The following is a 21,987-nucleotide window of genomic DNA, read 5'->3' on the forward strand; positions in this document are numbered from 1 at the left end:
AATTTTTTCTTTTTACATAATATTCAGTCAATAGTCTTTATCAATAGTTAAAATAGTGCTATGATGGTTTTGTAAGCGGTTTAACTATTTTGTGGAGGGTATAATATGGCAAAGGATAAAAGGGATGTTACAGAAGCTCCAGTAAATTTTGGGGCAAATTTGGGTCTTATGCTCGATTTATATGATGATTATCTTCAAGACCCAACTTCTGTCTCAGATGATTTACAAGTGCTTTTTAGTACAATAAAAAATGGCGAAGCACAAGTTAAAGCTAAGTTTACCACAGATGGGAGTGGTACTTCAGCAGATGATAGCACAATCAAACGTGTCATGCGATTAATTGATAATATTAGACAATATGGTCATCTAAAGGCTGATATTTATCCTGTAAATGCGCCTAAAAGAACGCATATCCCAAAATTAGAAATTGAAGATTTTAATTTAAATAAAGAGACATTAAAAAATATTTCATCTGGTATCGTATCAGATCACTTTAGTGATATATACGATAATGCTTATGAAGCGTTAAAGCGTATGGAAAAGCGTTATAAAGGCTCTATTGCGTTTGAGTACAATCATATTAACAATAATAAAGAACGTACTTGGTTAAAACGTCGTATTGAAACACCTTATAAAGCTACCATTAATAGTGATGAAAAAATTAACTTATTTAAAACACTTGCTCATGTTGAAGGTTTTGAAAAATATCTACATAAGAATTTTGTTGGAGCAAAACGTTTCTCAATTGAAGGTGTAGATACATTAGTGCCAATGTTACAACATACATTGAAGCGTGCTGCTCAAGAGGACATTCAGAATATTCAAATTGGAATGGCACATAGGGGACGTCTCAATGTTTTAACACATGTATTAGAAAAACCTTATGAAATGATGATCTCAGAATTTATGCACACGGATCCAATGAAATTCTTACCTGAAGATGGCAGTTTAAAACTTACTGCTGGTTGGACAGGAGACGTTAAATATCACTTAGGTGGCGTTAAAACTACTTCTTCATATGGTATTGAACAATGTATTTCTTTAGCAAACAATCCAAGTCACCTAGAAATTGTAGCACCTGTAGTTATAGGAAAAACACGTGCTGCTCAAGATGATACACATCATGCGGGTGGACCAACTACAGATTTCCATCACGGTATGCCAATTATTATTCATGGAGATGCTGCATATCCTGGTCAAGGTATCAATTTTGAAACAATGAATTTAAGTAATTTAAATGGTTATTCAACTGGCGGAGCACTACATATAATTACAAATAACCGAATTGGTTTTACAACTGAACCTATTGATGGTCGTTCTACAACGTATTCATCAGATATCGCTAAGGGGTACGATGTACCTATTCTTCATGTGAATGCAGATGATGTAGAAGCGACAATTGAAGCAATTGATATTGCTATGGAATTTAGAAAAGAATTCCATAAAGACTTTGTCATTGATTTAGTAGGTTATCGTCGATATGGACATAACGAGATGGATGAACCATCTATTACAAATCCAACGTTATATCACAATATTAGACAGCATGATTCAGTTGAAGTGATTTATGGAAATAAACTTGTAGATGAAGGTATTTTAACGAAAGAACAAATGTCTGAAATCATTGATTCTGTACAAAAAGAAATGCGTACTGCTCAAGATAAAATTGATAAATCAGATAAAATGAATAGTACTGTAATGAATAAACCTGAATCGCTTCAGTTACCTTTACAAAGTGATAAAAAAGAGTTTAGCTTTGAACATTTGAAAGAAATTAATGATGCAATGTTGAACTATCCTGAAGATTTCCAGGTATTTAGAAAATTAAATAAAGTATTAGAAAAACGTAGAGAACCTTTTGAAAATGAAAATGGCCTAGTTGATTGGGCTCAAGCAGAACAATTAGCTTTTGCAACAATTGTTCAAGATGGCATATCAATTCGTTTGACAGGTCAAGATAGTGAACGTGGCACATTCAGTCACAGACATGCTGTACTACATGATGAAGACAATGGCAATACGTATACACCGCTTCACCATGTACCAAATCAAAAAGCAACATTTGAAGTGCATAACAGTCCATTATCAGAAGCTGCAGTCGTAGGCTTTGAATATGGATATAATGTTGAAAATAAAAATAGTATGAATATTTGGGAAGCCCAATATGGAGATTTTTCAAATATGGCACAAATGATTTTTGATAATTTTATGTCATCTGCCAGAGCCAAATGGGGCGAGCGTAGTGGTCTAACTTTATTCTTACCACACGCTTTTGAAGGTCAAGGTCCTGAACATTCATCAGCACGTTTAGAAAGATTCTTACAACTGGCGGCTGAAAATAATAGTACAGTGGTCAATCTATCAAGTTCTAGTAACTACTTCCATTTATTACGTGCACAAGCTAAAAGTTTAAATACTGAAGCGATGAGACCATTAATTGTGATGTCACCTAAGAGTTTGTTAAGAAATAAAACAGTGGCTAAGCCAATTAGTGAATTTACAACTGGCAGTTTCAAACCAATTATTGTTGAAGATGCTCAAAAAGCTAAAGTAACAAAAGTCATTTTAGCTTCTGGAAAAATGTTTATTGATTTAAAAGAAACATTAGCAAAAGAACCTAATGAAAATATACAACTTATTGCTGTGGAAAGATTATATCCTTTCCCAGAGGAAGACATTAAAAAAGCTTTAGAAGAATTACCAAATTTAGAATCTGTTGCTTGGGTTCAAGAAGAACCTAAAAACCAAGGCGCATGGTTATTTGTTTACCCATATCTTAAATCTATTGTTGGACATCAATATAATTTAAGTTATCAGGGTAGAATACAACGTGCAGCACCTGCCGAAGGTGATGGAGAAATTCACAAACTTGTTCAACATAAAATTATTGAAAATAGTGTCAAAAATAACTAGGGGGAAATATAATGGCAGAGGTAAAAGTTCCAGAATTAGCAGAATCAATTACAGAAGGTACAGTTGCAAAGTGGCTAAAAAACATAGGGGATAATGTTGAAAAAGGAGACGCTATTCTTGAATTAGAAACTGACAAAGTGAATGTTGAAGTTGTATCTGAAGAAGATGGTATACTTCAAGAACAACTTGCATCTGAAGGCGACACTGTAGAAGTGGGCCAAGCTATTGCAATTGTCGGTGAAGGTAAAGGTAGTACAAGTAGTTCAAGCAAATCACAAAATAACGATTCAACTTCTGAAAATGAAAACATAAAAACAGATTCTGCAGAAACTAATCATTCAACACCACGCACTTCTACTGAAGCACAAGGTAGCGATACAAGTTCAAATGACGACTCAGAATCAATCAATAATAAAAGAGTGAATGCAACGCCATCAGCACGTCGTCATGCTCGTAAAAATGGTATTGATTTAAATGAAGTAGCTGGAAAAGGTAGCGATGTGATAAGAAAAGAAGATGTTGATAATCGTCAAAAAACAAGTCAATCTAATCAAAATACTCAACCTAATTCACAACAAGAAACATCTAAAAAATCAACTGCTAATACGCCTAATAAACCAGTGATTCGTGAAAAAATGTCTAGAAGAAAGAAAACAGCTGCAAAAAAATTATTAGAAGTATCTAATAATACCGCAATGCTCACAACATTTAATGAAGTTGATATGACAAATGTAATGGAATTAAGAAAACGTAAAAAAGAACAATTTATTAAAGATCATGACGGCACTAAATTAGGATTTATGTCATTCTTTACTAAGGCAGCAGTAGCAGCACTCAAAAAATATCCAGAAGTTAATGCTGAAATTGATGGAGACGATATGATTACTAAACAATACTATGATATTGGTATTGCTGTTTCAACAGATGATGGATTATTAGTACCATTCGTTAGAGATTGTGATAAGAAAAACTTTGCTGAACTAGAAAAATCAATTGCAGATTTAGCAGTAAAAGCACGTGATAAAAAACTTGGATTAGATGATATGGTAAATGGTTCATTTACAATCACTAATGGTGGTGTATTTGGTTCTATGATGAGTACACCAATTATTAATGGTAATCAAGCTGCTATCTTAGGTATGCATTCAATTATCACTCGTCCAATTGCTATTGATAAAGATACAATCGAGAACAGACCAATGATGTACATTGCATTAAGCTATGACCATAGAATTATTGATGGCAAAGAAGCAGTTGGATTCTTAAAAACAATTAAAGAGCTGATCGAGAGCCCAGAAGACTTATTATTAGAATCTTAATTTCATTTATTAAAGCGCTAAATATATTGAAATCTTAATCATAAATTGATAAAGAGTAGAATAAGTTCATAATGAATTTATTCTACTCTTTTTAAGTTTTAGTTATATTAGCATTAAAAAAATTACGCTAGAATATTTCGATATTATCATTAGTTAAAAATAAATATGTAATATAGAAATAAAAGAAGATAACGTAAATGTATCCTAATAATGAGAATATAAAAAATAGCAGAGAAGCGCATCCCTCATTATCCATTTATGACTTTTCCAAAGCAGATGCTAACATGTATAAAAATGATAAATTAAGTATTATATTTGGACAAAAAACAACAAATATTCTTAAGAGTATTACAAAAGAATCTATTAAAAAATAATAATTATTAAAACTACAATAAGTTAAAAACGAACTTTATATAATTTATCAAGTTTATTTTTAGACAATTAAATAACCTATGATATACCCCCTACCTTTATAAAACAAGGTAGGGGAGGGGTATATCATATATATTATCTTATATATATGTTATTTATTATACAAACTTTAATCATTTATAATATTTTTATTTACGTATATTTTATAATAAAAAACAATACTCTTATTTAAGCGTTCAACATATTATTCATATATAAAATACGTTATAATGTTTAAGAAAAGATATATAAATGGGAGTGTCGATGAATGAGTGGACTAAGAAGTGTTACGATTGGAACAAGTGATCTCTCAAAAACACAGAATTTATTTCATAATATTTTAGGTCTTAATGTTGCAACAAAAAGACAGGCATTACGTTTTGGTGATGCTGAATTAAATCCTGGTACAAGACTTCACTTTGTAGAAGTTCCTAATCCTAATTATAGAAATGTACATATATCAAGCGTGGGATTAAGAACACCATCGAATGCTGGTTTAGAAGAATATCAACAAATATTAGAAAAAAATAATATTCAATTTAGTTCAATCACTGAATTAAACGGTAATCAGCACTTTAATTTTAAAGATGATAATCATCAAATTTTTGATATCTATTCTAATGAACTGAATGTTGGTATTGGATTAGGCACACCTACTTTTGAAAGTGCTGTTAATCCTCTTCACCAAATTCAAGGGTTGGGACCAGTAATTATTAAAGTAAACGAATTATTGGTTACAACTTCTATCTTTAAAAATGTATTTAATTTAACGCATTATGCTGAATATGAATCTACTGAATTTCCTGATCAAACTGTCCAGGTATTTAAAATCGGAGATGGTGGACTTGGTGGAGAAATTCATTTATATCAATCTAATGAACAAGTTGAATTAAAAGAAGAAGGAATTGTGGAACAAATTGAATTCAGTATAAATTCAACTGAAGACTTTGAACATGCACGAAAAGAACTGGATGAAATTGGTATTCCTTATCAAATATTAAATCAAGGTGATGCTCAATCGTTACGCATTACTGAAGGTAGCGGCATCTCTTTCATATATACTTTAGAAAAAAAATAATATAATTCATTTTATTGGAGGATTTAAAATGGCAATGTTACATGAAGATTGGAAATCACGCACACCAATTAAACAAGTGATGGTAGTTAATACTGATGCAAAAAAATTCACAGTATCAGATATGCTTACTATTGGAAAACAATATGATGTCATCAATGAAACTGAAGAATATTATCAAATCATTGATAACTCTGGTCTAGTAGGTGGTTATTACAAAGATTATTTTAAAGAAGTTTAAATACATTCAATTTCTAAAAGATAACGATTAAATTAAGACTCAGAGTGATGTACCAATATCTATACATTTATACACGCTCTCGGTCTATTTTTTCATCTTATAAAGGAGAATATTAAAATGCCAAATAATCATTATATCAATTCAGATCAATCTGTATTCAATGATGCACAAGCATTGTTTAATTTAAATAAAAATATTTTATTAAAAGGCCCTACAGGCTCTGGTAAAACACGATTAGCTGAAACTTTAAGTGAAGTAGTCCAAACGCCGATGCATCAAGTTAACTGTTCTGTTGATTTAGACGCAGAGAGCTTATTAGGTTTTAAAACAATAAAAACAAATGAACAAGGTCAACAAGAAATTATTTTTATTGACGGCCCAGTTATAAAAGCCATGCGAGAAGGTCATATCTTATATATTGATGAAATCAATATGGCTAAACCTGAAACATTACCTATTTTAAATGGCGTATTAGACTATAGACGTCAGTTAACCAATCCATTTACTGGAGAAGTAATTAAAGCAGCCCCTGGTTTCAATGTAATTGCTGCGATAAATGAAGGCTATGTTGGTACATTACCAATGAATGAAGCATTAAAAAACCGCTTTATTGTCATACAAGTTGATTACATTGGAGGAGACATTCTTAAAGATGTCATTAAACAACAAAGCCAGCTTCAAGATGATGATATAATTAAAAAAATCATTAAATTTAATGAAGACTTACGTACAATGTCAAAACAAGGACAAATTTCAGAAGAAGCAGCTAGTATTCGTGCGTTAATTGACTTAAGTGACTTAATTACAGTTATGCCAATAGAGAGAGCAATTCAGCGTACAATTATCGATAAACTTGAAGATGAACGCGAACAGCAAGCCATCAGAAATGCAATCGAACTAAACTTTTAGAGAGGGATTATTATGAGTGATCGTTTTATAAAATTTAATGATGAGCAGCTAGATGCTAAGCAAGTCATGATGTTACAAGATTTAGCGCGCTTACTACTGAAAAACGAACAAACTAAAGTAAAAATTCAAAAGTTCCCTTATTATGATCCTATTAATAATACTTTAATTACAAGTTGGTTTTGGTCTCATCGTCCAAAAGATATTGAAAGTGCAGGGTTAAAAACAGATGTCATGCTCGCTGCATACGGTTATAAAATGATGGACGAAGCTATCGTAAATGAAGTTCTTCATGATAATGAATTTAGCCATCCCAAATTTTATCATCAACTCTTTAGATTGCTAGAAGATATGCGCGTTTTTAATTTTATTAAAGAGGAGCGACCTAGCACTGCTAAACAAATTGATTTAAGAGTAAAAACTCGATTATCTTATACGGAATCACAAATTAAATTCTATAAAACAAAAACGGTATATACAGATTTACTTTTCTTATATTTAGAGCACGCATTTTTAAGTCAAAACTTCTTTGATATACCCACGATACATCCACAATTAGATGACATATTAAATCACATGTTTCAATATTTACCTGATTTTTTCCAAAATGAATCATCTGAAGATAATATGTATCTTGCACAACGTATCATGTTCCAAATCGATGAAATGTTATCACATGATATGTTAAATGAATATTATCATCTTCCTAGAAAAGTATACGAAGCTATTCACGAAATGTCTTACGAGGATATTAAACGTATGGATGCAAGTAATGTTGATGGCCAAGATAATACAAACGAAGAAACTGACACTACATCAGCCGAAGCTGAAACAAACGCTCAAGATAGTAAATCTGAAGGTGGCGCTTATCTTGAAATGGAATTACATGAAGGTGAAAATAGTGATGTTATGAGTGATAACGACACTGCACGTGAAGGTGATTCAACTGATGATATGACAGATATGATGACGAAAAAAGGACGTGGCTCTAATCATTCACTTGATCGTGATGAAGGCGGTTCTATAGGTTCTAATCCATCATTTGCTTTACGTGGTATTAATGAAAATGTCGAAATAGAATGGAAAGTGCCTGATATAGAGCCAGAGTATATTTCAAGCTACCAGCAAGTTAAAAATGAAGTACAATTTGAAACTAAAGATTTAATTCAGATTATAAAGAAAACCATCGATAGAGAACATGTTGACGAACGTCATAATTTGACTAAAGGTCGTCTTCAACGTGATTTAACCAATTGGTTTATTGATGATCAATATAAATTGTTTTATAAAAAACAAGACCTTAGTAAAACATTCGATGCGACTTTTACATTACTGATTGATGTATCTGCTAGTATGTTTGATAAAATGGAAGAAACGATTAAAGGCGTCGTATTATTTCATGAAACATTAAAAGCACTCAACGTTAAACATGAGATACTTGCTTTTAACGAAGATGCTTTTGACTCTGATGATCGAAAACAACCCAATATCATTGATGAAATCGTTCATTACGATCGTTCAATTATGGAAAAAAGCGGACCACGCATTATGTCATTACATCCTCAAGATGATAATAGAGATGGCGTAGCTATACGAATTGCAAGTGAACGTTTATTAAGAAGAAGTCATCAACAACGTTTCTTAATTATCTTTTCAGATGGGGAACCTTCAGCATATAACTATGCTCAAGACGGTATTTTAGATACGTATGAAGCTGTGGAAATGGCGCGTAAATTTGGAATCGAAGTATTTAATGTCTTTTTAAGCCAAGATCCTATTACTGAAGATATTGAAGAAACCATTCATAATATTTATGGACAATTTGCATTATTTGTAGAAGGTGTTGAAAATTTACCGAGTCACTTATCACCATTGCTAAAAAAATTATTATTAAAATCTTTCTAATAATTAAACTGTATATTGATTTATAATATTCAAATTTTTGTGACATACATAGACTTGTCAATTCTTTTTGTGCTAGAATGTTAAATATTGCAAACATATACATAAAAAGGAGCAATTCTATGAATAAACATACTTGGATTATCGGCTTTACGCTATTTGCTATGTTTTTTGGCGCAGGTAATCTAATTTTTCCTCCTAATTTAGGACAAGAAAGTGGTGCCTATTTCTGGCCAGCAATTTTAGCTTTTTGTTTGACTGGAATAGGCTTACCATTACTTGGAGTAGTCGTTGGGGCACTTGATAAACAAGGATATATTGGTGCCTTTAATAAACTGTCACCGAGATTTTCAGTTATCTTTCTCATTATTATTTATTTAACCATTGGACCTCTATTTGCTATACCACGTACTGCATCTACGTCTTTTGAAATGACTATTACACCCATTACGCATTCAAATAGTAATATGTCTTTATTCATTTTTACACTTATTTATTTTATTGTTGTTTTATATTTATGTATTAATCCTGGTAAAATAGTAGATCGAATTGGATCTTTATTAACTCCTTTATTATTAATTACAATTTTGGCCATGATTATTAAAGGATTTGTAGATTATAAGGGACACAGTTCATCTCATGGAAATCCAGAGATATATTCTTCAAATATAGAAAGTTTTTCACACGGCTTTATTGAAGGGTATTTAACAATGGATGCAATTGCAGCAATTGCATTTTCAATGATTGTGGTTAATGCCATTAAAGCAACAGGAGTTAAACACACCAATCAAATATTTAAACAAACAGTTATAGCTGGATTTATTGCCGCTTTAGCATTAATTTTTATATATGTTTCTTTAGGCTATATTGGTAATCATATGGGAATAAGTCAAAATACGATTACATCTCTAATGGCTAAAAATCAAAATATAGGAACTTATTTACTTACTACCATGGCTACAAACGGCTTTGGTATTCTAGGAAAATACTTACTAGGTATCATTGTTGCTTTAGCTTGTTTAACTACAGCTTGTGGACTTATTGTATCTGTGAGTCAATACTTTTATAGTATATTTTCAAAAATTAGTTATAAGGTATATGTTATAGGTTTTACAATTATCAGTTTTATATTGGCTAATTTAGGATTAAATACTGTTATAAACATGTCTGTTCCTGTGTTAAGTATTATTTATCCTGTAGCCATTACTATGATTATTTTAATTTTACTTGCGCGTTTTATTCCAACTAAACCTATTGCGCAACAAATACCTATTATTATTGTTAGTCTTGTTTCAATTGTAAGTACAATAAATACATTAGGTTTAATAAAATTAAATGTTATAAATCATTTACCCCTTAAGCAATATTCTTTAGAATGGTTACCTATAGCTATCATTTCAATCATAATGGGGTATATCGTATCTAAGTTTATAAATCAATCGTATATTGTTTATCAAAAGGAATAGATATACTAAACACCGGTTACTTCTTTAAATGAGAGCAATCGGTGTTTTAATTTTATCTATTCTTTTTTCATAGTAAGTAAATGTTCTTTTAATTCATTCTCGAGTTGTGATAATTCTCTTTCAGCTTGTTGACGTTTTTGACGTCCATTATATTGAATTTGCAGTGTTTGTTCAATCGTTTCAATGATGTCATTTTGAGTCGCTTTAAGCGTTTCAATATCTACGATACCACGTTCATTTTCAGTAGCCGTTTCAATTGCATTTTGTTTTAACATGGCTGCATTTCGTGTAAGTAAATCATTTGTGGTATCAGTAACTGCACGCTGAGCTGTTACAGCATTTTTTTGTCTCATTAAAGTGAGGGCAATAGCCATCTGATTTTTCCATAAAGGAATACTTGTGAGAATAGAACTTTGAATTTTTTCAGCTAATGCTTGATTCACATTTTGAATCATACGAATTTGCGGCGCTGTTTGAATTGCAATTTGACGTGATAATTGTAAGTCATAAATTTTTTTATCTAATCGATCAACAAATTGCTCCATATCAGCGACACTTTGAATATCCATTTGATTACCAGATTGTTCTGCATGTTGACGCAATTTAGGCAATTCATTAGCATTTATTTCTTGTTTTTTACGCTGTGCAGCAGCAATGTATAGAGAAACATCCTCAAAATATACTTTATTTTGTTCATAAAGATGATCGAGTAACTGAATGTCTTTAGTTAAATTTCCTTTATGCTTATCCAATTGAATGGTGATTCTATCAACTTGTGAACTTACAGATTGCATTCTAGAAAATACTTCATTTATTGAAGCTTTTGTTCGTCTAAATAAACGTTTAAGTTTAGATTGATTGTCTTGATTCAAGTCATCAGGATTAACTTCTCTTAACTTAGACATTAATTGATTTAAAGTATCACCAATAGGACCCACATCTTTCGATTGAACTTCATCTAACATTTGATGTGAAAATTGAGACATGTTCTGTTGTAGATGTGTCCCAAAAGATAATAGGCCTTCACTATCTAGTGGTTTGATTTGTTGACTAATTGAATCAATTTTTTTAAAATCTTGTTCGTTAAATTGTTGTTCAAAGTCTTGCTTAACATTTTGAGTTGAAACATCATGCGTTTGATGATCTATATAATCATCTAATGGATGTGAGTTAATAAATTGGTCTTTTTGATTCATTTAAAAATTCTCTCCATTCTTATCTTAACTTTAAATTAGTATTTTTTATATCGCTTGTGTTGTAACCGATTAAGTTCCATTTCAATATCTAAACGCTCATAATCATCTTCATTAAGTCTTTTTAAATCTGCAATAAGTGTACGTTTCACCTCATCTAAAGTAATACGTGTTTGCTCTAATTTTTGCTTTTCTTCAGCAGATTTTTTTGGCATTTTAGATAAACGGGTATATGCATCAATTAAATTTAGTGCATTATCTATATGCGAATAAAAGAAACTTTCTACTTTGAAAAATGATGAAGGTCTCTGTTTAACAGCAAAATGAATAGACTTAGAAATTTTATAAATATCATTAATTTGACGAAAATCTTTAATCGATCTGATATTAATATATGATTTTAAAATATTACGAATTTTATTATGTGATTGATTGAGTTGTTGATTAACAAAACGATAGTCTCTACGTGATAATCCAATTTCATTTAAATATTTTTTGGATGTCAATCTTTGAGTAGGAAAATAAGATACAAAAAACATTCCAATACCTATTAGGGCATCAAGTATAAAGGATAAATCAAATCCAAATACACTTGTCACCCATGAGATAATAGCTATTGGAATTCCTACTAAAACACCCAGAAGCCGAGAAAGGTTATATCTCAATATTCATCTTCCTTTATTTAATAAATCGTTTTAAATTCTGAGTATCTATTTGTTACGTCTAAATCTTCAATACTATAATCAGAAACTGAAGATGCAGGAGAAGCACCAGCAATCACTTTATTAATAAATGATTTTATTTTTTCCTCGTCACCTTGAGCATATATATCTACATAATCCTCAACATTTTGAACAGTACCAAATATATCAAGTTTTTTTGCAATTAATTCAGTATGATGACGGAACCCTACACCTTGGACAGTTCCAAATACTTGTATATGTTTATGTTGCATCATTATCACCTCTACATTATATTATACGTATTTTTCCTACAAAAAACTAATAATTAATATACATATCATCTTTATCTCAATTAAAAGAACGGAGTCTTTAAGCTTGAATTCGTCTAAAAAAAAGTTACAATATTTATTAGAGTTTTAATTTGAGAGGGGACTTAGTCATGTGGACAGTTGCAAAGATTCGTGCAGACTACGAGGGATGGTGGTTATTTAGCGACTGGACAGAAAAAATCGTAGAACAACATCATTATAGTAACTATGAAGAAATGTTAGAAGATTATCAATCAATTATTAAAAAAAGTAAAAAATATTATAATAATTATGTTATTGGGAAATATAATATTTATGCATTTTATAATAATTGTGATTTAAATTTTTGTGAAGATTGTGATGAAGATTTACAAATATTTTATAGTTTTATTGTTTTAAATAATAAAGAAGTTTATTATAATCTACCAAAAATTAATTAAAAGAGAATTTTCTATAATTGTATTGCAATTTAGTTCAAACTAACATATAATAGTTATCAAGCAATAGTTTTATTCCATATTGCAAAGAATATCTGTAATATTGATTGATAGCATTTTGTTATTTATACATATTTATAACACGTATTTTTTGTAATATGCGAATAATGCATATTGAATGAATTTTAGTCTTGGAGGTTTCACAATTATGAAACAAGGTACAGTTAAATGGTTTAACGCTGAAAAAGGTTTTGGCTTCATCGAAGTTGAAGGAGAAAACGACGTATTCGTACACTTCTCAGCAATTAACCAAGAAGGTTATAAATCATTAGAAGAAGGTCAATCAGTTGAGTTTGAAGTAGTTGAAGGCGATCGCGGTCCTCAAGCTGCAAACGTTGTTAAACTATAATTTATAGATTGCAAAAATTGACTTTAGTAACACCTTACCAAGATGTAGGGTGTTTTTTATATATAAATGAGGCTGGGACATAAATCTCAGAAAAAATAGCCAGTAAAAGAGTTTTTAAAAACTCTTTTACTGGCTTCTTTATTATGGTGCAACTTGAACGGGTAAATATAAACTTTCTCGTTATTTTATTTTGTATCATTAATTATTAATTGACGTAATGATTGACGTTTGATAACTTCACGTGCTTTTCCATCTTTTAAGAAGAAAACAGGTGGTTTTTGCATTTGATTATAATTAGATGCCATAGAGTAATGGTATGCGCCAGTAGATAAAATGGCTAAATAATCTCCACGTTTTACAGAAGAAGGTAACATAGCATCTCGGATAATAATATCTCCAGATTCACATAATTTTCCGGCAATAGTTACCGTTTCGTCTGCCTTCTCATGACGATTTACAAGTAATGCTTGATATTTGGCTCCATATAAAGCAGTTCTAATATGATCACTCATACCACCATCAATAGAAACATATTTATTTACTTCAGGAATGTCTTTAATTGTTCCAACTTCATATAACGTAATACCCGCTTCGCCAACAATTGAACGTCCTGGTTCAATACCAATTTCAGGAACGTCATAGTTTAATTTTTCTGATTCAGATTTAATCGCATCTGTAATTTCAGCAATACCTTCTTCAATAGGGAAGCTTACATCACCTTCGACATATTTAATACCAAAACCGCCACCTAAGTTAAGTAATTCAACTTGGATATGATGCTCGTTAAGCCAATTTAAAACAATTTTAGCTGTTTCAATCATAGCTTCAGTACCCTCAATTTGTGATCCTACATGGAAATGTATTCCTTTTAAATGAAGATGTTTTGATGCTTCGACTTTTTCAACTGCTTGAATTGCAAGACCATGGCGAATTGAAAGACCAAATTTACTATCTTCTTGACCAGTTTGAATAAATTCATGGGTATGCGCCTCTACGCCAGGATTCACACGAATGACAACATTAACTCTATCACTTGCATAGCGATCGATTAATTCAATTTCTTCTAAAGAATCAATAACAAAGTAGCCAACGCCACTTTCTAAAGCATATTGTATTTCACGTTTCGTTTTATTATTGCCGTGGAAGTGGATGCGACTAGGATCAAATTTAGCCTCTAATGCTGTATAAAGTTCGCCTTCAGATACGACATCTAATTGTAAGTTTTCTTCTTGAACTAACTTTACCATTTGAATGCAAGTAAAGGCTTTAGAAGCATATGAAATATTGTATTTTAATCCACTTTTTTGAAAAGCATTATGAAATCGACGCATTTGATTGCGAATTTCATCTTCATCATAAACAATGGTAGGCGTACCAAAACTTTGAGCTAGTGTTTTCAAACTTGTACCCGCCATTGTTAATTCACCGTAATCATTATATTTAACTGACATTTTATCTAAACTCCTTTATAAGAGAATCGTGATTCATCGCACTAAGTTGTTCTGAATTAGCGCCAACACCTTTGAATGTGTATTCATCAATGCGTATATCATTATTATATAGTATCACTTCATCTTGTGCATGAACATCATCATCGACTTCAACAAACATATGACTCATCATTAATGCTCGAATAGGGTAACGTTTACCATTAATTAATGCTTCGTGTGTTGCACGTTTTTTTAAAATACCATCACCATAGCCAATATCAACAACTGCAAGATGTGTATGATCATGCGTTGCTTCAAATGCAAAACTATAACCACAATAATCACCTTTATTTACTTCACGAACTTGAATTACATTTCCTTTTACGGTTAAGGCTTGTTCAATCTCATGTTCATCTAATTTGCTATATGGTCTTGAACCATATAAAGCGATACCTACACGTGCATGTGTATGATAGGGAAGAAGTTGTTGTCCTTCACGATAATAACTCGCACTATTTTGCGCATGGATAAGTTCAAATTGGTATCCTTCATTTAATAATGTATTAACGACGTTTAACCATGCTTCACGTTCAATCCCATATTCTGGAACATCAAATTCATCTGCATATCCAAAATGTGTCCATAGGCCAACGATATTCATTTCACTTCCATTATCATTTTCATGATGATGAAGTACTTCTTTAATTTCATCAAGATTTTTGAAACCTGAACGATGGAGTAAATTTTCAAATTCTAAGTGAACATTAATATCTTTTAATTCACTTTTGTACTGATAATAATATTCTAAAGAGGGAAGCGTCATTTGAATATTATTATTTCGAACTGTATCAAAGTCATAAACTGCATTCATTAAAAAAATTGTAGCATGAGGTGCAAGTTTACGAACTCTCACTGCTTCTTTTAAGGAAGTCGTACTAAATGTATGGATACCTGCTTCTAAAAATGTTCTTACTGCAAACTCTAATCCATAATGATAAGCATTATTTTTTACAACTGCCATTATTGATTGATTATTCTTTACTTTAGTTGCATTTCTTAAAAAGATTTTTGAATCAACTGACCAAACTGCTGTCAATTTAATTTACTCCTTTCCATAATGGTTCAATATTTGTTCATAGTAATTGGCAACATCAATAAGCACTTTTTCGTCAAAATTTAAATGCGATGTATGTAAGCCTGTGATAAAGCCTTTATCTTCATTTCGAGTTCCTACAAAAGCAAAGTAAGACGGTGCTAATTGTTGGCCATAAAAACTAAAGTCTTCGCCGAATAAAAATGGCAGAGGCTTTTCAATAACTTTTAAATTAGCAGATAGAATAGATTGTTCAACGATATGACGTAGTTTAGGACTATTCATTGTAGCAGGATATCCTTCTTCAAATTTGACTTCACAATCAACATTGAATAATAATTTCACACTTTTTGCAATTTTATTCATTTGATTTTTCACGATATTTAAATCAGTGGCATCATAAGTACGAATAGTTCCTTCTAAATAACCATTACTAGGAACCGTATTAATTGCTTCACCTGCATTAAAGTGGCCCATATGAACAATATTACGTTTTAGTCCATTTAAATGATATTGCTGTATTTGACCAACTTGATTTAAAACATGAATCAGTGCTTCGCCACATGAATGACCTTGCTCTTTATCAGCTACATGACTAGATAATCCTTTTAAGAAAAAACGATATTCAGTGGCACTTGCTGTAATTTCTTCATCGCGTATCACGACTTGTCCTTCGTCAGCGAAAGGATTTACATGAATGCCAAATACTGCTTCAATAGGATATTGATTAAAAGCACCGGCTTTAATTAAGCGATTTGCGCCACCGCCTGTTTCTTCAGCTGGTTGGAAGATAAACACGACATTATGAGGTAATTGATGTTGATCAGCCATCGCCTTACATCGTTTAACAAATAACATCAATGCTGTTGTATGACCATCGTGACCACAAGCATGCATCACATTATCTGTTTGACTACGATAATCGACATTATTTTCTTCAAAAATGGGTAGGGCATCAATGTCTGCCCGAAATGCAATTGTATGGTCACTATTACCTTCTAAATATGCAATAGCACCCGTTTCAAGAGGTTGCTCGTAAGATACATTTAATTCATCTAAAAATCGAGTAATATATTGAGTTGTCTCAAATTCATGAAGACTTAATTCTGGATGTTGATGTAAATGTCTTCTATGTTGTGTGACAAATTCTAATTCGCTCATCTTAATCAATCCTTTATTCATTTATTATTCAACTTATGTATTCATTTAATCGTAAAGGCTGAGAACATGTTGTCCCAGCCTTTAGCATTCAATTATTCAAGTTTGTCATTAATCATTTAATTTTCTTAACGCTGCAACGATTTCTCGTTTAGAGTCTTGAACTTCAGATGTTTGTTTAATGACTTTAGCAGGTGTACCAGCTACAACCGCACCAGCAGGAACATCTTGAGTCACGATAGCACCAGCAGCTACAATAGCGCCTTCGCCAACTCTTACACCTTCTAGAATAACTGCGTTTGCGCCAATTAATACATTATCTTCGATTACTACTGGAGAAGCACTAGGTGGCTCAATAACGCCCGCTAATACTGCACCGGCACCTACATGAACATTTTTACCTGTTGTCGCACGACCACCTAATGTTGCATTCATATCAATCATAGTACCTTCACCTACAACAGCGCCAATATTGATTGTTGCTCCCATCATCACAACGGCACCGTCTTCGATAATAGCTTGTTCACGAATGAATGAACCTGGTTCAATACGTGCATTTGTATTAGTTAAGTCTTTTAAAGGAATAGCAGAATTACGACGGTCCATTTCAATTTCTAAGTCAGTAATATATGATTGATTGGTTTCATAAAATGTTTTCCAATCATCCGCTTCACAAAATATTACTTTTGAATCATCAGATCCGAATACTTTAAATGTATTAGGAAAAGTGACGTCATTGAATTGTCCATTTACGTATACTTTTAATGGTGTTGATTTTTTAGCATCACTAATATATTGAATAATTTCTTGTGCAGATAAGTGTTGTACCATAGTTTAGAGTCTCCTTAAGTTATTTTATAAGTTGTCAAATGTATAGAAACCATTTGATTTTGTGTTTAATTTTTCAGCAGCTGTAATTGCGCCATTTGCAAAAATGTCCTTAGATTGCGCTTTATGAGAAATGGTAATTGTTTCATCTGTGCCAGCAAATAAAACATCATGTTCGCCTACAATTGTACCGCCACGAACTGAATGAATACCGACTTCATCTTTTTCACGTTTTTCAGTTCGCTCATGTCGATCGTAAACAGGCGTTACATTTTCACGTAATTCTTTAATAACATCATAAAGTTTGACGAGTGTGCCACTTGGCGCATCCACTTTTTTATTATGATGAGCTTCAGTTAACTCAATATCATAATCTTGTAAAAGGGGAACAGCTGCTTCTAGAATTTTAGTTAATGCATGGACGCCATAACTCATATTTGCACTGAAGAAAACAGGCATACGTTCGCTTAATTGTTCTAATTTTTGAATCAGTTTTTCTTTTTCACCAGTAGTAGCAATCACTAAAGGTAATTCAAACTCTTCATCTAATAAAGGTAATAATAGATTAGGATTAGAGAAGTCGATCGCTACATCGGCTTCATTTTGTGCGTCTGCAATATGATGATAAGCTTTATATGGTGAATGTTGATGTTCTTCTGGCTCAATTGTACCAACAATCTCATGACCTTTTTCTTCTGCTAATCTGGCAACGCGTTGATTCATTGTGCCATATCCAATGAGTAAAATTTTCATTTTTATTCCTCCGTTTTAAATGCTTTATAAGCATTCACTAATACATTTGCTTTTTCTTTCTCTAGTGGTAATAAAGGTAATCTTAATTCATAATTTCCAAATCCTAAATGACTTGTTAGAGCTTTAATTGGAATAGGGTTGACATCAACTGAAAGTGCATCTAACAATTGACCTATCGGTTCAAAGTCTTTCTCAATTTCTTTCCCATTTTGTTTAGCATCATAAAGTGCTTGAAATTCTTTCGGAATAACGTTAGCAATGACAGAAATTACGCCATTACCTCCACGATTATAGAATTCTACGACATTATCATCATTACCACTGTAAAAAGCAAATTCATCTTGATGAATACGTTTTTTCACTTCTTCGTAATAGTTAAAGTCATTTGTAGCATCTTTAATAGCTACAATGTAATCATTATGACTTAATGTTTCGACTGTTTCAGGATCAATTGTCATATTCGTTCTTGAAGGTACATTATATAAAACAACAGGTAACTTAACTTCATTCGCGATGGTTTCAAAATGTTTAATTAAGCCACGTTGATTCGTTTTATTATAGTAAGGTGTGATTAACATAATACCATCTACACCTAATTCTTTAGCACGTAATGAAGCTTGAATAGATTTAGCTGTATTATTTGTACCAGTTCCAGCGATAATAGCCACTTGATGATTAACTTGTTTAATCACCGCTTGAAGTACTGTTTCTTTCTCTTCTTCTGTTAAAGTAGGGCTCTCTGCTGTAGTGCCGTTTACAATAATTGCTTTAACATTATTATCAAGTAAAAATTGAACATGTCGTTCTAATGCTTTATAGTCAACTTCATTATTAGTAAATGGAGTAGCAAGCGCTACACCTACACCTTCAAAAATATGTGCCATATTATCTAGCTCCTTTTAATTTAATGACTTGTTCTAACACTTGAACTGCATTTAAAGCTGCACCTTTAAGTAGGTTATCTGAAGTACACCAAACATGGAAAGTATTATCAAGTGAGTCATCACGACGAATTCTACCTACAAACACTTCATCTTTACCTGTTGAATTAATAGCTAAAGGATATTCATTATTTTCAGGATTGTCTACTAAAACAACACGATTATCGTTTTCAAATAAATCTTTAATTTCTTGAACTGTTGCCTCTTTATCAAGAGTAACATCAATTTCTACGCTATGACTATCTTGAACAGGTACACGTGCACATGTTGCAGTCACACGTAAGTCAGGTTGTCCTAAAATTTTTCGTGTTTCATCAATCATTTTTTGCTCTTCTTTTGTATATCCATCTTCTAAAAAAACATCAATATGTGGTAAAACATTATTATAAATAGGATGTGGATAAGCTTCTGGAGCTTTACCATTCGCACCTTCAGCTAAGTCTCTCTTACCTTTAACCCCTGAACCCGAAACTGCTTGATATGTTGTATAAGCTACACGTTTTAATCCAAAAGCATCGTATAAAACTTTAAGTGGCACGACCGACTGAATTGTTGAGCAGTTAGGATTAGCAATGATACCACGTTTAAATTCTGGTTGGTTAACTTCTGGTACAATTAAATCCACATCGTTTGTCATACGCCATTGACTTGAATTATCAATAACAATTGCTCCAGCTTTTTCGAAAATAGGGGCAAATTGTTTACTTGTTCCGCCACCTGCACTCATTAGCACGTAATCAAATTTTTCACTTGCTGCTTCTTCTGTAAGTTCTTGAACTGTATATGTTTTCCCTTGAAACTCAATTTCTTTACCTGCTGATCTTGCTGATGAGAATAATACCAACTCATCAAATTGGATATGTTTACGATCAATTGTTTCTAACATTTTTGTTCCGACTAATCCTGTTGCTCCAACTACTGCTAATCTTGTCATAAAAGAATCACTCCATTTAAATATTAATTGAATTTTGAATTACTTATTTTAACTTAAGTTTAAATATCAAAAGCATCGTATAGAACTTCAACCGCTTTATTTCCATTTTCTGCATCAATAACATAAGAAATACTAATTTCAGAAGTTGTTGTTTGATAAAATGGAATATTAGAATTAATTAACGTAATAAATGCTTTTGAAGCTACACCAGACATATCACGCATTCCTGAACCAATTAACGAAATTTTGACGTAAGCTTCATTAATTTTATAATCTAAAGCATCAAATGTTGTAGAAAGTTCCTCTAAGATACTTGAAATTTGTTGTACATCACTATCTTTAATAGAAAAAGATAGTTGTAAACCTTCAACATTTACGATTTGAGAAATCATATCCACATTAACTGAACCTTCATCTAAAGCAGTAAATAATTGAGTTAGAAGGCGATTATCTGGAAGAGGGTAACTAATTGTTACATGCATCATATGTGTATCTAATGCAACTCCAGTTACGGCTTTTTTTTCTAATATTTCTGTTCTTGGCATAATCCATGTTCCTTTCACATTTGATAACGTTCTACCTAAATACAAGGGGATATCATAATTTTTAGCAAGTTCTACACTTCTTGTTTCTAACACACCAGCACCTAAAGCACTCATTTCCATCATTTCTTCATAAGACACATAATCTAAACGTTTTGCCTCACTCAAAATTCTTGGATCAGTAGCATAAACGCCATCAACATCAGTGTAAATTTCACAAGGGATTTGATTACTAGCTGCTAATGCAACAGCAGTCGTATCTGAACCACCACGACCAAGTGTAGTTAACTCTAATTCGTCGTTCACTCCTTGGAAACCTGCTACAACTAAAACATCCTTGTCTTTAAATTCCTTATTAAATGTTTCAGGATTAATTTCTGCAATTCGACTTTTTAAATGATGACCTACTGTTTTGATACCTGCTTGATATCCAGTCATAGCTCTAGCACTTACGCCAATATCATTTAATACCATCGACAAATAAGAAACTGTTTGTTGTTCACCAGTTGTTAATAATAGAGCAAGTTCTTCATCTTTTGGAGTTGTTGTAAGATGAGAAACATTTTCCATTAATTGATCTGTTGTTTTGCCCATAGCACTTACGACAACAATAAGTTGTTCACCGTCATCTACACGGCGTTTAAGCATTTCTGCAATATTTTTTATCTTTGTAAAATCGGCGACAGATGAACCACCGAACTTCAAAACACGTCGTTTCAAGATTTTACCTCCTAGAATTTAGGGGCACACGTCATAAAAAAGAGCAAGTTCGGAATGTGCGAACTTGCTCGTAATTTATATACAAGTGATGCACTCCATTATTAAATAATAATGACAAACTCTCAGCTCTTAACCACAAAGTCCAACGAACGCTTACTGCGGTTGCAATTCGTTTCGGCATCGCACCCTTTCTATATTAGCCGTGGCAGACAGTGTTCTAATATATACTAATGATTGATGCGCCTCATCAATTTCTTATTCAATTACTATGTTTTTAATTATACATAAGCACCTTTTAACTGTAAACCGATTATTGTGATTTTTT

The 21,987-nt window shown here is 32.0% G+C and carries 21 protein-coding genes and 1 riboswitch; of the genes, 10 read left to right on the forward strand and 11 right to left on the reverse strand.

Going from position 1 to position 21,987, the window contains the following annotated elements; genetic code table 11:
• Positions 1-105 precede the first annotated feature (105 nt).
• The 8 genes from HMPREF2561_RS05330 to brnQ all read left to right on the forward strand — a co-directional run bounded on the left by HMPREF2561_RS05330 (position 106) and on the right by brnQ (position 10,233).
• Positions 106-2,913 carry a 2-oxoglutarate dehydrogenase E1 component gene (locus tag HMPREF2561_RS05330; RefSeq protein WP_017176329.1) on the forward strand — a complete coding sequence of 936 codons (2,808 nt, stop codon included), beginning with the start codon at positions 106-108 and terminating at the stop codon, positions 2,911-2,913.
• Between the two features lie 11 nt (positions 2,914-2,924).
• Positions 2,925-4,232, forward strand: a complete 1,308-nt coding sequence (gene odhB / locus HMPREF2561_RS05335; RefSeq protein WP_070468457.1) for a 2-oxoglutarate dehydrogenase complex dihydrolipoyllysine-residue succinyltransferase — start codon at positions 2,925-2,927, stop codon at positions 4,230-4,232.
• Between the two features lie 197 nt (positions 4,233-4,429).
• Positions 4,430-4,606 (forward strand): hypothetical protein, encoded by a 177-nt coding sequence (locus HMPREF2561_RS10865; RefSeq protein WP_170076340.1) that lies wholly within the window; start codon positions 4,430-4,432, stop codon positions 4,604-4,606.
• Positions 4,607-4,911: 305 nt separating this feature from the next.
• The gene (locus tag HMPREF2561_RS05340) at positions 4,912-5,721 is read left to right on the forward strand and encodes a VOC family protein (protein ID WP_070468459.1); all 810 of its coding nucleotides are present in this window, start codon (positions 4,912-4,914) and stop codon (positions 5,719-5,721) included.
• Between the two features lie 34 nt (positions 5,722-5,755).
• Positions 5,756-5,959 (forward strand): DUF6501 family protein, encoded by a 204-nt coding sequence (locus HMPREF2561_RS05345; protein WP_025987180.1) that lies wholly within the window; start codon positions 5,756-5,758, stop codon positions 5,957-5,959.
• A 117-nt stretch (positions 5,960-6,076) separates the two neighbouring features.
• A complete protein-coding gene (locus HMPREF2561_RS05350; RefSeq protein ID WP_017176334.1) occupies positions 6,077-6,868 on the forward strand; it encodes an ATP-binding protein in 792 nt (263 codons plus the stop codon).
• 12 nt (positions 6,869-6,880) lie between these two features.
• A complete protein-coding gene (locus HMPREF2561_RS05355) occupies positions 6,881-8,770 on the forward strand; it encodes a vWA domain-containing protein (RefSeq protein ID WP_070468461.1) in 1,890 nt (629 codons plus the stop codon).
• Between the two features lie 119 nt (positions 8,771-8,889).
• A complete protein-coding gene (gene brnQ, locus HMPREF2561_RS05360) occupies positions 8,890-10,233 on the forward strand; it encodes a branched-chain amino acid-like transporter carrier protein BrnQ3 (protein WP_019835259.1) in 1,344 nt (447 codons plus the stop codon).
• A 56-nt stretch (positions 10,234-10,289) separates the two neighbouring features.
• On the opposite strand, the gene HMPREF2561_RS05365 is transcribed toward brnQ, so the two are convergent.
• From HMPREF2561_RS05365 to HMPREF2561_RS05375, 3 genes are read right to left on the reverse strand one after another with little or no spacing between them, the layout of a single operon-like run.
• The gene (locus HMPREF2561_RS05365) at positions 10,290-11,429 is read right to left on the reverse strand and encodes a toxic anion resistance protein (RefSeq protein WP_070468463.1); all 1,140 of its coding nucleotides are present in this window, start codon (positions 11,427-11,429) and stop codon (positions 10,290-10,292) included.
• Between the two features lie 35 nt (positions 11,430-11,464).
• A complete protein-coding gene (locus tag HMPREF2561_RS05370) occupies positions 11,465-12,091 on the reverse strand; it encodes a 5-bromo-4-chloroindolyl phosphate hydrolysis family protein (protein WP_017176338.1) in 627 nt (208 codons plus the stop codon).
• A 17-nt stretch (positions 12,092-12,108) separates the two neighbouring features.
• Complete coding sequence (locus tag HMPREF2561_RS05375; RefSeq protein ID WP_048680155.1) at positions 12,109-12,381, reverse strand: acylphosphatase; 273 nt, start codon at positions 12,379-12,381, stop codon at positions 12,109-12,111.
• 167 nt (positions 12,382-12,548) lie between these two features.
• Between HMPREF2561_RS05375 and msaA the strand changes: the two genes are divergently transcribed.
• Both msaA and cspA read left to right on the forward strand, forming a co-directional pair.
• On the forward strand, positions 12,549-12,857 hold the full coding sequence (gene msaA, locus HMPREF2561_RS05380) for a regulatory protein MsaA (RefSeq protein WP_017176340.1): 309 nt from the start codon (positions 12,549-12,551) through the stop codon (positions 12,855-12,857).
• A 205-nt stretch (positions 12,858-13,062) separates the two neighbouring features.
• The gene (gene cspA / locus HMPREF2561_RS05385) at positions 13,063-13,263 is read left to right on the forward strand and encodes a cold shock protein CspA (protein WP_001831260.1); all 201 of its coding nucleotides are present in this window, start codon (positions 13,063-13,065) and stop codon (positions 13,261-13,263) included.
• A 185-nt stretch (positions 13,264-13,448) separates the two neighbouring features.
• On the opposite strand, the gene lysA is transcribed toward cspA, so the two are convergent.
• The 8 genes from lysA to HMPREF2561_RS05425 form a co-directional block, all read right to left on the reverse strand.
• Positions 13,449-14,714 carry a diaminopimelate decarboxylase gene (gene lysA / locus HMPREF2561_RS05390; protein WP_017174711.1) on the reverse strand — a complete coding sequence of 422 codons (1,266 nt, stop codon included), beginning with the start codon at positions 14,712-14,714 and terminating at the stop codon, positions 13,449-13,451.
• Between the two features lies 1 nt (position 14,715).
• Positions 14,716-15,789: an alanine racemase gene (locus HMPREF2561_RS05395; protein ID WP_017174710.1), complete on the reverse strand. Its 1,074-nt coding sequence runs from the start codon at positions 15,787-15,789 to the stop codon at positions 14,716-14,718.
• 6 nt (positions 15,790-15,795) lie between these two features.
• Positions 15,796-16,947 (reverse strand): amidohydrolase, encoded by a 1,152-nt coding sequence (locus HMPREF2561_RS05400; protein WP_019835541.1) that lies wholly within the window; start codon positions 16,945-16,947, stop codon positions 15,796-15,798.
• 108 nt (positions 16,948-17,055) lie between these two features.
• Positions 17,056-17,775, reverse strand: coding sequence for a 2,3,4,5-tetrahydropyridine-2,6-dicarboxylate N-acetyltransferase (gene dapD / locus HMPREF2561_RS05405; protein ID WP_019835540.1), 720 nt, complete (start codon positions 17,773-17,775; stop codon positions 17,056-17,058).
• Positions 17,776-17,799: 24 nt separating this feature from the next.
• Entirely contained in the window at positions 17,800-18,525 is a 726-nt protein-coding gene (gene dapB, locus HMPREF2561_RS05410) for a 4-hydroxy-tetrahydrodipicolinate reductase (RefSeq protein ID WP_017174707.1), read from the reverse strand.
• Positions 18,526-18,527: 2 nt separating this feature from the next.
• Entirely contained in the window at positions 18,528-19,409 is an 882-nt protein-coding gene (gene dapA, locus HMPREF2561_RS05415) for a 4-hydroxy-tetrahydrodipicolinate synthase (protein ID WP_048682768.1), read from the reverse strand.
• 1 nt (position 19,410) lies between these two features.
• A complete protein-coding gene (locus HMPREF2561_RS05420; protein ID WP_017174705.1) occupies positions 19,411-20,400 on the reverse strand; it encodes an aspartate-semialdehyde dehydrogenase in 990 nt (329 codons plus the stop codon).
• Positions 20,401-20,459: 59 nt separating this feature from the next.
• Positions 20,460-21,665, reverse strand: a complete 1,206-nt coding sequence (locus HMPREF2561_RS05425; protein WP_170999967.1) for an aspartate kinase — start codon at positions 21,663-21,665, stop codon at positions 20,460-20,462.
• 77 nt (positions 21,666-21,742) lie between these two features.
• Positions 21,743-21,918: riboswitch (Lysine riboswitch) on the reverse strand.
• Positions 21,919-21,987: the final 69 nt, after the last annotated feature.

The sequence above is a fragment of the Staphylococcus sp. HMSC069E10 genome, assembly GCF_001809205.1.
Classification (GTDB): domain Bacteria; phylum Bacillota; class Bacilli; order Staphylococcales; family Staphylococcaceae; genus Staphylococcus; species Staphylococcus hominis.

Excerpts from the sequence above, each read along its gene's own strand:
- HMPREF2561_RS05330 (WP_017176329.1), top strand. The coding sequence starts at position 106 with ATGGCAAAGGATAAAAGGGATGTTACAGAAGCTCCAGTAAATTTTGGG.
- odhB (WP_070468457.1), top strand. The coding sequence starts at position 2,925 with ATGGCAGAGGTAAAAGTTCCAGAATTAGCAGAATCAATTACAGAAGGT.
- HMPREF2561_RS10865 (WP_170076340.1), top strand. The coding sequence starts at position 4,430 with ATGTATCCTAATAATGAGAATATAAAAAATAGCAGAGAAGCGCATCCC.
- HMPREF2561_RS05340 (WP_070468459.1), top strand. The coding sequence starts at position 4,912 with ATGAGTGGACTAAGAAGTGTTACGATTGGAACAAGTGATCTCTCAAAA.
- HMPREF2561_RS05345 (WP_025987180.1), top strand. The coding sequence starts at position 5,756 with ATGTTACATGAAGATTGGAAATCACGCACACCAATTAAACAAGTGATG.
- HMPREF2561_RS05350 (WP_017176334.1), top strand. The coding sequence starts at position 6,077 with ATGCCAAATAATCATTATATCAATTCAGATCAATCTGTATTCAATGAT.
- HMPREF2561_RS05355 (WP_070468461.1), top strand. The coding sequence starts at position 6,881 with ATGAGTGATCGTTTTATAAAATTTAATGATGAGCAGCTAGATGCTAAG.
- brnQ (WP_019835259.1), top strand. The coding sequence starts at position 8,890 with ATGAATAAACATACTTGGATTATCGGCTTTACGCTATTTGCTATGTTT.
- HMPREF2561_RS05365 (WP_070468463.1), bottom strand. The coding sequence starts at position 11,429 with ATGAATCAAAAAGACCAATTTATTAACTCACATCCATTAGATGATTAT.
- HMPREF2561_RS05375 (WP_048680155.1), bottom strand. The coding sequence starts at position 12,381 with ATGCAACATAAACATATACAAGTATTTGGAACTGTCCAAGGTGTAGGG.
- msaA (WP_017176340.1), top strand. The coding sequence starts at position 12,549 with ATGTGGACAGTTGCAAAGATTCGTGCAGACTACGAGGGATGGTGGTTA.
- cspA (WP_001831260.1), top strand. The coding sequence starts at position 13,063 with ATGAAACAAGGTACAGTTAAATGGTTTAACGCTGAAAAAGGTTTTGGC.
- lysA (WP_017174711.1), bottom strand. The coding sequence starts at position 14,714 with ATGTCAGTTAAATATAATGATTACGGTGAATTAACAATGGCGGGTACA.
- HMPREF2561_RS05400 (WP_019835541.1), bottom strand. The coding sequence starts at position 16,947 with ATGAGCGAATTAGAATTTGTCACACAACATAGAAGACATTTACATCAA.
- dapD (WP_019835540.1), bottom strand. The coding sequence starts at position 17,775 with ATGGTACAACACTTATCTGCACAAGAAATTATTCAATATATTAGTGAT.
- dapB (WP_017174707.1), bottom strand. The coding sequence starts at position 18,525 with ATGAAAATTTTACTCATTGGATATGGCACAATGAATCAACGCGTTGCC.
- dapA (WP_048682768.1), bottom strand. The coding sequence starts at position 19,409 with ATGGCACATATTTTTGAAGGTGTAGGTGTAGCGCTTGCTACTCCATTT.
- HMPREF2561_RS05420 (WP_017174705.1), bottom strand. The coding sequence starts at position 20,400 with ATGACAAGATTAGCAGTAGTTGGAGCAACAGGATTAGTCGGAACAAAA.